At 63.6% G+C, this 12,698-nt stretch carries 11 protein-coding genes; 3 read left to right on the top strand and 8 right to left on the bottom strand.

The features are described from left to right. The first annotated feature begins 8 nt into the window (after positions 1-8). Positions 9-1,532, top strand: a complete 1,524-nt coding sequence (gene purF / locus AzCIB_RS15045; RefSeq protein WP_050416647.1) for an amidophosphoribosyltransferase — start codon at positions 9-11, stop codon at positions 1,530-1,532. 6 nt (positions 1,533-1,538) lie between these two features. Beyond that, positions 1,539-2,708, top strand: a complete 1,170-nt coding sequence (locus AzCIB_RS15040; RefSeq protein ID WP_050416646.1) for an O-succinylhomoserine sulfhydrylase — start codon at positions 1,539-1,541, stop codon at positions 2,706-2,708. 54 nt (positions 2,709-2,762) lie between these two features. On the opposite strand, the gene AzCIB_RS15035 is transcribed toward AzCIB_RS15040, so the two are convergent. Genes AzCIB_RS15035 through AzCIB_RS15015 form a run of 5 tightly spaced genes read right to left on the bottom strand, consistent with a single transcriptional unit; the run spans position 2,763 to position 7,007 of the window. Next, positions 2,763-3,479: a UDP-2,3-diacylglucosamine diphosphatase gene (locus AzCIB_RS15035; protein WP_050416645.1), complete on the bottom strand. Its 717-nt coding sequence runs from the start codon at positions 3,477-3,479 to the stop codon at positions 2,763-2,765. Between the two features lie 38 nt (positions 3,480-3,517). Then, complete coding sequence (locus AzCIB_RS15030; RefSeq protein WP_050416644.1) at positions 3,518-4,012, bottom strand: peptidylprolyl isomerase; 495 nt, start codon at positions 4,010-4,012, stop codon at positions 3,518-3,520. Between the two features lie 20 nt (positions 4,013-4,032). After that, on the bottom strand, positions 4,033-4,611 hold the full coding sequence (locus AzCIB_RS15025) for a peptidylprolyl isomerase (protein WP_050416643.1): 579 nt from the start codon (positions 4,609-4,611) through the stop codon (positions 4,033-4,035). Between the two features lie 39 nt (positions 4,612-4,650). After that, positions 4,651-5,826, bottom strand: a complete 1,176-nt coding sequence (locus AzCIB_RS15020; RefSeq protein ID WP_232299233.1) for a L,D-transpeptidase family protein — start codon at positions 5,824-5,826, stop codon at positions 4,651-4,653. A gap of 35 nt (positions 5,827-5,861) precedes the next feature. Next, positions 5,862-7,007, bottom strand: coding sequence for a nuclear transport factor 2 family protein (locus tag AzCIB_RS15015; RefSeq protein ID WP_232299232.1), 1,146 nt, complete (start codon positions 7,005-7,007; stop codon positions 5,862-5,864). A 210-nt stretch (positions 7,008-7,217) separates the two neighbouring features. Between AzCIB_RS15015 and cysS the strand changes: the two genes are divergently transcribed. Next, positions 7,218-8,600 carry a cysteine--tRNA ligase gene (gene cysS, locus AzCIB_RS15010; protein ID WP_050416640.1) on the top strand — a complete coding sequence of 461 codons (1,383 nt, stop codon included), beginning with the start codon at positions 7,218-7,220 and terminating at the stop codon, positions 8,598-8,600. A gap of 110 nt (positions 8,601-8,710) precedes the next feature. On the opposite strand, the gene dnaJ is transcribed toward cysS, so the two are convergent. The 3 genes from dnaJ to grpE form a co-directional block, all read right to left on the bottom strand. Beyond that, on the bottom strand, positions 8,711-9,838 hold the full coding sequence (gene dnaJ / locus AzCIB_RS15005) for a molecular chaperone DnaJ (RefSeq protein WP_050416639.1): 1,128 nt from the start codon (positions 9,836-9,838) through the stop codon (positions 8,711-8,713). 116 nt (positions 9,839-9,954) lie between these two features. Further along, positions 9,955-11,886 carry a molecular chaperone DnaK gene (dnaK, locus tag AzCIB_RS15000; protein WP_050416638.1) on the bottom strand — a complete coding sequence of 644 codons (1,932 nt, stop codon included), beginning with the start codon at positions 11,884-11,886 and terminating at the stop codon, positions 9,955-9,957. A 129-nt stretch (positions 11,887-12,015) separates the two neighbouring features. Further along, on the bottom strand, positions 12,016-12,594 hold the full coding sequence (grpE, locus tag AzCIB_RS14995) for a nucleotide exchange factor GrpE (protein ID WP_050416637.1): 579 nt from the start codon (positions 12,592-12,594) through the stop codon (positions 12,016-12,018). Positions 12,595-12,698: the final 104 nt, after the last annotated feature.

Below are 12,698 nucleotides of genomic sequence, written 5' to 3'. Positions count from 1 at the left end.
GCTATTCCATGTGCGGAATCATTGGGGTCGTTGCAAAATCCCCGGTCAATCAGTTGCTCTATGACGGCCTGCAGGTGCTGCAGCACCGCGGACAGGATGCGGCAGGCATCGCGACGTCGGAGGGGGGGCGCTTCCTGATGCACAAGGGGCCGGGGCTCGTGCGCGACGTGTTCCGCACGCGCAACATGCGCAATCTGGTGGGCAATTGGGGTATCGGCCATGTCCGCTATCCGACTGCGGGGTCGGCGTGCAATCCTGCCGAAGCGCAGCCTTTCTACGTCAATTCGCCCTTCGGCCTGCTGCTCGCCCATAACGGCAACCTGACGAATTCCGAGGAACTGAAGCGCGAGATGTTCCTCTCGGACCTCCGCCACATCAACACCAATTCCGATTCGGAGGTGCTGCTGAACGTGCTCGCGCACGAACTGCAGGCCGCTGCCAAGGGCTTCAAGCTCGACGAGGATGCCGTGTTCCGCGCCGTGGCGGGTGTGCATCGCCGCTGCCGTGGTGCTTACGCCGTCGTCGTGATGATTGCTGGCTTCGGCCTGCTCGCGTTCCGCGATCCGTTCGGTATTCGTCCGCTGGTTGTCGGGCGCAATGATGTCGACGGCGGCCATGAGTGGGTCGTGGCGTCCGAGTCGGTTGCGATGGACGTGCTTGGCTTCAAGACGCTGCGCGACGTGGCGCCGGGCGAGGCGATCCTCATTGACACACAGGGAAATTTCCGCAGCCGCCAGTGTGCGGAAAAGACCGTCGAAGCGCCGTGCATGTTCGAGTTCGTGTACCTCGCGCGCCCGGACTCGGTGATCGACGGAGTGTCGGTATACGAGTCACGCGTGAAGATGGGCGAATTCCTCGCCGACAAGCTCAAGCGCGTCGTGCCCCACGCGGAGATCGATGTCGTGATCCCCATCCCCGATTCCAGCCGTCCTGCTGCGATGGAGATGGCGCACCGGTTGAACCTCCCGTACCGCGAAGGCTTCGTGAAGAACCGCTACATCGGGCGCACCTTCATCATGCCCGGCCAGGCGACCCGGCGTAAGTCGGTGCGCCAGAAGCTCAACACCATCCCGCAGGAATTCAGGGGAAAGAAGGTGCTGCTGGTCGACGACTCGATCGTCCGCGGTACCACGAGCCGCGAGATCGTCACCATGGCCCGCGACGCCGGCGCGGTGAAGGTGTACCTCGCTTCTGCGGCGCCGCCGGTTCGCTATGCGAACGTATACGGCATCGACATGCCGACCCGAGCCGAGCTTATCGCGGCCGATCGCAGCGAGGAAGAGATCTGTCGCGTCATTGGAGCGGACGGACTGATTTATCAGGATATCAGCGATCTCAAGGCTGCCGTACGGGCGGTCAATCCCGCGATCAAGTTCTTCGAGACGTCCTGTTTCGACGGCTCCTACATAACCGGCGACATCACGCCCGAATACCTGAACGGCGTCGAGAACCAGCGTGCCGAGAACAAATCGGGCGACGACGGCGAAGGCGGACAACTCGACCTGAACCTGGTTGCCAACCAGGACAGTTGAGCAGAAATGAGCGACTACGAGTTCGACACCCTGGCGGTGCGCGCGGGCATAGCGCGCAGCCAGTTCAATGAACACAGCGAAGCCCTCTATCTGACGTCGAGCTTCGTCTTCGAGAGCGCCGCGCAGGCCGCAGCCCGGTTCTCGGGCGCGGATGAAGGCAACGTCTACGCGCGCTTCACGAATCCGACCGTGACGGCGATGCAGCAGCGTCTTGCCGCCCTCGAAGGTGCCGAAGCCTGCGTCGCTACCGCCTCGGGCATGTCCGCGATCCTGTCGCTTGCGATGGCGACCCTGCAGGCCGGTGACCACGTGGTTGCGTCGATGGGTCTCTTCGGGGCGACGCAACAGCTCTTCGGGACGATTCTCGCGAAGTTCGGCATCGAGACGACCTTCGTGCCCGCGACCGACTCGGATGCCTATCGCGCTGCGATCAAGGCGCGCACGCGGCTCTTTTTCATCGAGACGCCGTCGAACCCCCTTACCGAGGTCATCGACATCGCCGCGGTGGCAGACATCGCGCATTCCTGCGGTGCGATTTTCGCTGTCGACAATTGTTTCTGCACGCCTGCGCTGCAGCGCCCGCTCGAACTGGGGGCCGACGTCGTCGTGCATTCCGCGACGAAATACCTCGATGGCCAGGGCAGGGTGCTGGGCGGTGCAGTCGCCGGCAAGAAAGTCATCGTCGACGAAGTGCTGAAATTCCTGCGCACGGCAGGACCGTCGATTTCGCCCTTCAATGCGTGGGTGATTCTGAAGGGGCTGGAAACCCTGCGCATTCGCATGGATGCACAGTCGGCGGCCGCGCTCGAACTAGCGCACTGGCTCGAGCAGCAAGCAGGAGTCGAGAGGGTGTATTACCCCGGCTTGGCCTCCCATCCGCAGCACGAACTCGCGATGCGGCAGCAGAAGTCCGGCGGCGCGATTGTCAGTTTCGAGGTCGCCGGAGGGCGTGAGGGCGCATGGCGGGTCGTGGATTCGACCCGCATGATCTCGATCACCGCGAACCTTGGCGATGCGAAGACCACCATCACCCATCCGGCGTCCACGACGCATGGGCGCATCAGTGCCGAAGCGCGTGCTGCGGCAGGCATTACCGAGGGATTGCTGCGGATCGCTGTCGGCCTGGAGGCGGTCGAGGACTTGCGCGCGGATCTCGCGCGCGGCTTGGCGGGCTGACAGCCGTCGCGGCGGCGGGTGCTTGGCACTCGCCTTGTGGCCCGCGGAATTTCCTCAAGGGCCGGGGCGGAAGTCCGTTCCGTCCCAAAGCAGCCAACTCGCCGTTCCGCGCCAGTCGGAGAGGACCCAGCGCTCGCAGGCCCGGCCATCCACCTGATGTAGATGGCGTGCTGGCCGGTGCGTGTGGCCGTGAATGAGTGTCGGGTAATCGTGGGCTCGCAGCAGGGCATCCACGGCTGCCGCGTTAACATCCATGATGTCCACGGCCTTTTCCTGCTTGGCCGTTTCGCTGTGCCGGCGTAGGCCCTCGATTACCCGCTTGCGTTCTTCGAGGGGGCGGGCAAGAAATGCTCTTTGCCACTGCGGGTCGCGGACCTGTTGCCGGAAAGCCTGGTAGGCATGGTCGTCGGTGCACAGGCTGTCGCCGTGGGTGAGCAGCACCCGCCGGCCATCGAGATCGACTACCGTCGGATCCGCGAGGATGATCAGCCCGGCATCGCGGGCAAAGTGCTCTCCGACGAGGAAGTCGCGATTTCCGGCAACAAAGCCGATCTGCGTACCCCGTGACGCAAGTGTCGCAAGGGCCTCCCCGATCTCGCGAGTCAGCGGAGAATCGCGATCATCGTCACCGGCCCAGTACTCGAACAGATCCCCGAGGATGTACAGCGCGCCCACCTCGCGCGCCTGCCCTGCAAGCAGGGCGAGGAACGCGCGGGTGTTGTCCGGGCACTGGTCCGCGAGGTGCAGATCCGCGATGAATAGGGCCGACATGCGCGTTCGGAATTCTGAGACGGATCGGCCCGGCGAAATCAGACGATTTCGGCGCGTTCGATGAGGACGTCCTCGACCGGCACGTCCTGGTGGAAGCCGCTCGAACCCGTAGGGACTGAGCGGATGCTGTTCACGACGTCCATGCCTTCGGTGACCCGGCCGAATACGCAGTAGCCCCAGCCTTGCATATCCTGCGAGCGGAAATTGAGGAAATCGTTATCGACGACGTTGATGAAGAACTGGGCCGTGGCGGAGTGGGGCGCCTGGGTGCGGGCCATCGCGATCGTGCCCGTCAGGTTCTTCAGGCCGTTGTCGGCCTCGTTCTTGATCTGCTCGCCGGTAGGCTTCTGCTTCATGCCGGGCTCGAAACCGCCGCCCTGGATCATGAAGTTCTTGATCACGCGATGGAAGATCGTGTTGTCGTAATGGCCGGCGCTGACGTAGTCGAGGAAGTTCTTGACCGTTTCCGGTGCCTTGTCGGCGTCGAGTTCGAGGGTAATCGTGCCGTGATTCGTATGAAGCTTGACTGCCATGTGGGGCTCCTTGGGGATCGTTACTTGGTTTGGCCGGTCTTGGCGGCCTCGACGAGGCGGACCGACTCGATGATCATCGGTTCCGCAGGGACATCGCGCATGCCGCGAACGAGCCCGGTGCGCATCTTGCCGATCTTCTGCACGACGTCCATGCCGCTCGTGACCTTGCCGAACACGGCATAGCCCCAGCCGTCGCGCGACGGGTAATCGAGGAAGCTGTTGTCAGCGAGGTTGACGAAGAACTGCGCGGTCGCGGAATGGGGGTCGGAGGTCCGTGCCATGGCAAGCGTCCCCGTTTCGTTGCGCAGCCCGTTCTTGGCTTCATTCTCGATCGGTGCGCGCGTGGGCTTCTGGCTCAGCGATCCGTCGAAGCCACCGCCCTGGATCATGAAACCGTCGATGACGCGGTGGAAGATCGTGCCGTTGTAGTGCCCGCTCTTCGCGTACTCAAGGAAGTTCTCTACCGATTTGGGCGCCTTGTCCGCAAACAGTTCGAGGAGGATCGTCCCCTGGTTGGTGCGCATTTCGACAACGGGATTGGCGGCCTGTGCGACGGCGCACCAGATGAAAAGGAACAGGCTTGCGAAAAAGCGCTTCATGTCGACCTTCCGTTCGGGAGTGAAATTGTGTGATGGCCGTCAGGCCTTGCCTTCATAGACGATCTTCCAGCGACCGCCTTCCTTGAGCCAGTACTGGCGCTTGCGGACTCGGTCGGACAGGTCGTCGCTGCGATAGTCCTGCTCGAAGGTCACGACCACGATGTCGTCTCGCCCCGGATTCCGGAACATGCTCAATTTGTCGAGGCGCACCTTAATCCATTGGCGGCTCGCCGCGACCTTGCGCTTCTGCTCCGACCATTCCGCGAGATTCTGGGTGTCGCTGCGGAATTCCTTCGAATAGTGCGAGAGGTAACGGCCCACTTCGCCGGTTTTTTCCCAGTCCCGGCGCCAGTCTTCGATCGCAAGCTGCAGGTTGCGGCGTTCGGCCTGCCAGTCGTCCAGCGACAGCCATTCGATCTCGTTGCTGATGATCACCGGCGTAAGCCCGGGCTCGACGAAGTTCGAAAGCTTGAGAAAGTCCTGATTCGCGAGCGTGACACAGCCCTCGGAAGAAAGCGGCGGGCGGGCGTAGGTGTTGCTCGGCGTTCCGTGCAGCCAGATTCCGTGTCCGGTGCGGCCGAGCCGTCGATCCCACTCGTTGGGGTAATTGATCGGGAAGGCGCCGCTGCCGTATAGATCCGGCAGCTTGGCCTGCTCGATGAAGGAGGTCACTTCATACACGCCGAGCGGAGTCTTGTTGTCGCCCTCGACGCGCTTGTCCGTGCCGGCCTTGCCGTGACTGATGTAGTAGTCTGCGACGAAGCGCGGCTTTCCGCCCTCGTTGGCGTATACGTACAGGCGTGCGCGCTTGGTATCGACGACGACCGCGAAGCGCTGGTCCGGTCCCATCTGCAGGAGGTAGCGCGGGATGTAGCTCGCCGCGGCGGGCCGCTCGCGATAGGCGCGCAGACGCGCGATGGCCTCGTCACGCAGTTCAGTGACCCGTTCGGCGGGCGCGGGCGCGTTGCCGAACGTCGAGATCGGTTTGGAGCGGGCCAGCAACAGGTCGCCCTTGATCAAGTGGGCAAGCCGGAAATTGGGGTAGGCGCGCAGTACTTCCTCGGTGCGTTCGAGTGCCGCGTCTAGTCGGTTCGCTTCGATCTCGGTGAAGACGTAGTCGAGCGATGCATCCGGCCCGGAATCCGAGATGCCGCGTGGAACGGGGGCGGCGGCGGCGGCCAGCGGCAGGGTTGCCGCGGCCAGTGTTAATAGCATTCGGACGAATCCTATTCGTCCGATTGTTACGCCCGTCATCCTCCGACGCGCTCCTGGCGGATGCGCCACGAACCGTTACGTTTGACGAGTTCGAGCGTCTTGGTCGAGCTGGAGCTGAAGCCGGCTGACTCGTAGTTCTGACGGAAACGTACCGTTGCCACTTCGCCATCGACCTTCGTGTCAGGTTTCGCGATCTCGACGGCAATGCGGCCCGGTTTGCCGACGCGCTGCTCGCGCTCGTCTTCCCACACCTTGCGGGGCACGCCGCCCGGGGTACGGAACTCCTTGTCGTAGAAGCCAAGGTAAGCCTTCACGTCCTTGCGCGACCACGCCTTGGCCCACGCTTCGACGGTCTGCAGCGCTTCGCGTTCGGCACTGGCGTCGGCTGCCGCGGGTTCCGGTGTTGCCGCTCGGGCAGTTTGCGCTGCGGCGGCTGCAGGTGCGGGCGATGCGGCTGGGACTGTCGGTGCAGCCGCGGCGGCCGGTGCTGCAACAGCTGCTGCCGGCTTGGCCGTGGGGGCAGCCGCAGCAGTGGATGGCACTGGCGTGGCGGAGGCTGCCGGAGATGCAGCGACGGCGGCTGCGGCCGGTGCCGGGGCGGGTGCCGCAGTCGGCGCCACGGCGGCAGTGCGTGGCGGTGCGGTCTGCCCCGCAACTCGCGTTCGCGAACCGGAGGACATCATTTCGCGGATCAACGCGAGCTTGGACTGTGCACCCGTGTTCGCCGAGTCCAGTTGCAGGGCCTTGTCGTAGGCCTGACTCGCGAGGCGTGCGTAGACGTCGCCGAGGTTCTCGTGTGCGGTCGCATAGCTCGGGTGGGTGCGGATCGCCATTTCGAGGGCTGAGCGCGCCTTGTCGTACTGGCGCTGTTGAGCGTACAGGACGGCGAGGTTGTTGTAGGGCTCGGGCAGTTCTGGGAAATCCTCGGTGAGCTTCTGGAATACCGCGACGGCTTCGTCCTGGCGGTTGAGCTCAGTAAGGGCGATTCCCTTGAGGAAACGCGCCTGCGGTTCCTTGGCATTGCCTGCGAGCACCCGGTCGGCCATTGCCAGCGCCTGCGCATGCTGGCCCTGATTCACGAGCGTTTGAATCTGGGCGACGTTGTCGGCCGCATGCAGCAGCGGAGCCACGCCGAGGCCGACGATGAGGGCCATCACGGCCAGGGCTGAATTGGGACGCATGTTCATTGTGTTAGAATCGCTCGGTTTCCGTTGATCCACGCGGACTTAACGCGACATTCTATCAAATAACGGGAGTCGCATCACGGCGGGGTAGCAGTGCCGGCGCGAACGTGGCGGCCCTCCCCGACGCTTTCCGCATTGCGCTTCGCTCTTGCGCGGAATACCGTCCCGTCGAATGCTGTCTTTCTGTGCCGCCTTGCGGAAAATGCCATGCTTCAGATCCACAACACACTGACGCGAAAGAAAGAAATCTTCGTTCCGATCGAGCCTGGAAAGGTTCGGATGTATGTTTGTGGCATGACTGTGTATGATTTTTGCCACCTCGGTCATGCTCGTGTGATGGTCGTGTTCGATTTGGTCGCGCGCTGGCTGCGGGCGAGCGGGCTCGATCTCGTGTATGTCAGGAACATCACGGATATTGATGACAAAATCATTCGTCGTGCTGGTGAGAACGGCGAATCGATCCGTTCGCTGACCGACCGGTTCATCGCCGCGATGCACGAGGATGCCGACGCGCTCGGCGTGATGCGGCCCGACCATGAGCCGCGTGCGACGGAGTATGTGGGGCAGATGCAATCCCTGATCGAGCGGCTGCACCATAAGGGACTCGCATACGTCGCCGAGAATCGCGACGTATGCTACTCGGTGCGCAAGTTCGACGGTTACGGCAAGCTGTCGGGCAAGTCGGTGGACGAGCTGCGCGCCGGCGAGCGTGTGGAGATTGCGGGCGAGAAGCACGATCCGCTCGATTTCGTGCTGTGGAAGCATGCACGCACCGAAGAGCCGACGGAGGTGAAGTGGGCGTCTCCGTGGGGCGAGGGGCGCCCCGGCTGGCACATCGAATGCTCCGCGATGAGTTCGGACCTGCTCGGCGAGCATTTCGACATCCACGGCGGCGGGCAGGACCTGCAGTTTCCGCACCACGAAAACGAAATCGCGCAGTCGGAGGGTGCCCACGGGCACACCTTCGTGAACTACTGGATGCACAACGGCTTTGTCCGCGTCGATGACGAGAAGATGTCGAAGTCGCTCGGCAATTTCTTCACGATTCGCGATGTGCTGAAGAAGTACGACGCCGAGGTGGTGCGCTTCTTCATTTTGCGCGCCCACTATCGCAGTCCGCTCAATTATTCGGACGCGCATCTCGAGGATGCCCGTCAGGCCCTCACGCGCTTGTACACGGCGCTGCGCAACGTCGTGCCAGCGGATGCACCGGTCGACTGGGAGGAGGCGCACGCGCGGCGTTTTCGCGAAGCGATGGACGACGACTTCAATACCGCCGAGGCGGTCGCCGTGCTGTTCGATCTCGCGAACGAAGCGAACCGCAGCGGCTCCGCGGCCATGGCGGCACAGCTGAAGGGCTTGGGTGGGGTGCTCGGCCTGCTCGGACGCGATCCTCTTGCCTTCCTCCAGAGCAGCACTTCGGAAACGGGGGGTGACGAGGCGGTTGAGATCGAGGCACTGATCGAGCAGCGCATCCAGGCCAAGAAGGCGAGAAATTTTGCCGAGGCGGACCGCATTCGTGCTGACTTGCTGGCACGTGGCATCGCGCTCGAGGATACGCCGCAGGGGACTCTGTGGCGGCGCGCGTAGGCGCTTGATGGTTTTGCGCCCCGCTATGCGGGGTGCAAACGGATGGCGGCAAGCGGGTTCGGATCGCTTGCGCCGCGGTTTCCCGCCGCGCGAGCGATCCGTGGGCGGCGTCAGCCGCCGAAGAACTCCTTCACCTTGTCCATCCAGGACTTGGCCTTGGGGTTGTGGCGATCGGCATCGCCGCGTGACACTTCCTCGAATTCCCGCAGCAGTTCCTTCTGACGCTCGGTAAGGTTTACCGGGGTCTCGACGACGACGTGGCACATCAGGTCGCCGTGCGCCTGCGAGCGCACGTTGCGGATGCCTTTACCGCGCAGGCGGAAGACTCGCCCGCTCTGCGTCTCGGCGGGGATCTTGAGGCGTGCCATGCCCTCGAGCGTCGGAATTTCGATCTCTCCGCCCAGCGCGGCGGTCGTGAAGCTGATCGGCATCTCGCAGTGCAGGTCGTCGTGGTCGCGCTGGAACACCGAGTGCTGCCGGATGTGGATCTCGACGTAGAGGTCGCCCGGGGGGCCGCCATTGACGCCGGGCTCGCCGTGGCCCGCATGGCGCAGGCGCATGCCTTCGTCGATGCCCGCGGGAATCTTCACTTCAAGCGTCTTCTGGCGCTTCACGCGACCGGCGCCGCCGCAGTCGCGGCAGGGGTCGGGGATGATGCGACCGGTGCCGTGGCACTTCGGGCAGGTCTGCTGGATCGAGAAGAAACCCTGCTGGATGCGCACCTGGCCCGCGCCGCCGCAGGTGGGGCAGGGCTTGGGCTGGGTGCCGGGCTTTGCGCCGCTGCCGTGGCAGGTGTCGCACTCTTCCACGGTCGGAATGCGGATTGTCTTTTCCGCGCCGCGTGCGGCTTCTTCCAGCGAGATCTCGAGGTTATAGCGCAGGTCTGCGCCACGATAGACATTCGAGCGGCCGCGTCCGCCGCTTCCGCCGAAGATGTCCCCGAAGATGTCCGAAAACGCGTCGGAAAAACCGTCGAAGCCCTGGCCGCCGGGTCCCGCGCCGGCCGATGGATCGACGCCGGCGTGGCCGTAGCGGTCGTAGGCGCCGCGCTTCTGTGCGTCGGAGAGGATCTCGTAGGCTTCCTTGGCCTCCTTGAACTTGTCCTCGGCGTCCTTGCTTTCCGGATTGCGGTCCGGATGGTGCTTCATGGCCAGCTTGCGGTAGGCCTTCTTGATTTCGTCGTCCGAGGCGTCGCGATTGACACCCAGTACGTCGTAGTAATCCCGTTTCGTTGCCATTTCCTGTCGCTCAGGCTGGGGTGGCCGCACGGGCCTCCCTGTCATGCAAAGGCCGAGCCTGCCGGAAATGCTGCTCCGGCGTCGGCTCGGCCATCATCTCGCCGCCCGGCGAGCGATCACTTCTTGTCTTTGACTTCGGTGAACTCGGCGTCCACGACGTCGGCGTCGGCCGCCTTCGATCCGCCCGACGCGCCGCCTGCGGCACCCGCTGCGCCGGCTTCGGCGCCCTGGGTCTGCGCGTACATCTGTTCGCCGAGCTTCTGACTGGCCATCGCGAGGGCTTGGGTCTTGGCTTCGATCGTGGCCTTGTCGTTGCTCTTCAGCGACTCCTCGGCCTCCTTGATCGCGGCTTCGATCTTTCCCTTCTCGTCGGCATCGATCTTGTCGCCGTACTCGGTGAGCGACTTCTTCACCGAATGCACCAGCGCGTCGCATTGGTTGCGCGTGTCGACCAGTTCGTGGGCCTTCTTGTCCTCTTCGGCGTGCGCAGCGGCGTCTTGCACCATGCGCTGGATCTCGTCGTCCGAGAGGCCCGAATTGGCCTGGATCTTGATCTTGTTCTCCTTGCCGGTGGCCTTGTCCTTGGCCGATACGTGCAGGATGCCGTTTGCGTCGATGTCGAACGTGACCTCGATCTGCGGCATGCCGCGCGGCGCCGGCGGGATGTCGGACAGGTTGAACTGGCCGAGGCTCTTGTTGCCGGCGGCCATTTCGCGCTCGCCCTGCAGGACGTGGATCGTCACGGCGTTCTGGTTATCGTCCGCGGTCGAGAACACCTGCGAGGCCTTGGTGGGGATCGTCGTGTTCTTCTGGATCAGCTTGGTCATGACACCGCCCAGGGTTTCGATGCCGAGCGACAGCGGGGTGACGTCGAGCAGCAGCACGTCCTTGACTTCGCCCTGCAGCACGCCGCCCTGGATTGAGGCGCCGACCGCGACGGCCTCGTCCGGGTTCACGTCCTTGCGCGGATCCTTGCCGAAGAATTCCTTGACCTTCTCCTGCACCTTGGGCATGCGCGTCATGCCGCCGACGAGGATCACGTCGTCGATGTCGGAGACCTTCATGCCCGCGTCCTTGAGTGCGATGCGGCACGGTTCGATGGTACGCTCGACGAGGTCGTCCACCAGCGACTCGAACTTCGCGCGAGTGATCTTGATCGCAAGGTGCTTCGGACCGGTCGCGTCGGCAGTGACGTAGGGCAGGTTCACCTCGGTCTGCTGCGACGACGAAAGCTCGATCTTGGCCTTTTCGGCCGCCTCCTTCAGGCGCTGCAGCGCGAGCACGTCGTTCTTGAGGTCGACGCCCTGTTCCTTCTTGAACTCGGTGACGATGTAGTCGATCAGGCGCTGGTCGAAGTCCTCGCCGCCGAGGAAGGTGTCGCCGTTGGTCGCGAGCACTTCGAACTGGTGTTCGCCGTCGATGTCGGCGATCTCGATGATCGAGATGTCGAAGGTGCCGCCGCCGAGGTCATACACGGCAATCTTCGAGTCGCCCGGCTTCTTGTCCATGCCGAACGCGAGCGCTGCGGCGGTCGGCTCGTTGATGATGCGCTTGACTTCGAGGCCGGCGATGCGGCCGGCGTCCTTGGTCGCCTGGCGCTGGCTGTCATTGAAGTAGGCCGGTACGGTGATGACGGCTTCGGTGACTTCCTCGCCGAGGTAGTCTTCGGCGGTCTTCTTCATCTTGCGCAGCACTTCGGCGGAGACCTGCGGCGGGGCGATCTTCTTGCCGCGCACTTCGACCCAAGCGTCGCCGTTGTCGGCTTTGGCGATCGTGAAGGGCATCAGGTCGATGTCCTTCTGCACTTCCTTTTCCTCGAAGCGGCGGCCGATCAGGCGCTTCACCGCGAACAGGGTGTTCCTGGCGTTCGTGACCGCCTGACGTTTGGCCGGTGCGCCGGTCAGGATTTCGCCGTCCTCCGCATACGCGACGATCGATGGCGTCGTGCGCGCGCCTTCGGAGTTTTCGATGACCTTGGGCTTGCCGCCTTCCATTACGGAAACGCAGCTGTTGGTGGTGCCCAGGTCGATGCCGATGATCTTGCCCATGTCAGTTCCTTTCGGGTGAGGGGGAAGCCGGGGAGGCGGGCGGTTTGCTCCGCTCGGGGCCTCGGCTTGCCGGATTGCGCTGTCAGTTAGTTAGGGGTGTCGTCGTCGATTTCAAGTGGTGTCCCGAACTCAGGCACTCTTGCTCTTGGAGACGGTTACCATTGCCGGACGCAGCACGCGCTCGTGCAGCAGGTAGCCCTTCTGCAGCACGCTCACCACGGTGTTCGGTTCGCCGTCGCCCTCGACCATTGCGATGGCCTGGTGGCGGTTGGGGTCGAACTTACTTCCGACGGGGTTCTCGTCGGTCACGCCGGCGTTCTGGAAGGCGGCGGTGAGCTGTTTCAGGGTCAACTCGACACCTTCGCGAAGACTTTCGATCGTCTGGTTTTCCGTCGCCAGGGCGGCTTCAAGGCTGTCCTTGACCGGCAGCATGGCATTTGCGAACTTTTCCGCCGCGAACTTCGACGCCTTGGCGATGTCTTCCTGCGCACGCCGCCGGATATTTTCGCTATCGGCTTTGGCTCGCAGCCAGGCATCGTGATGCTCGGCGGCCTTCAGCTCGGCCACGCGCAGCGACTCCTCGAGGCTGGGCATCGTGTCGCCCATGGGCTCGGCGGTCGTTTCGTTCTGGGGGGCGTTGCCGGATTGTTCTGCGGTGGCCTGCAGCAGCTCTTCGGGGGCCTCGGCGGAGGGCTTGTTTTCCTGCATGGGGTGGAACTCCCTGTGTTCGTTCGACGGGCGTGAGATTGGGTCGGGTGTTCCCGTTTCAAGGGGATGGTTACAAAAATTTGTCGGGTTGCCGGTGTGCGCCT

This window comes from Azoarcus sp. CIB, assembly GCF_001190925.1.
GTDB lineage: Bacteria > Pseudomonadota > Gammaproteobacteria > Burkholderiales > Rhodocyclaceae > Aromatoleum.
Note: the sequence above shows the minus strand (reverse complement) of the source record. Positions and strands in the feature narration are given on the sequence as shown.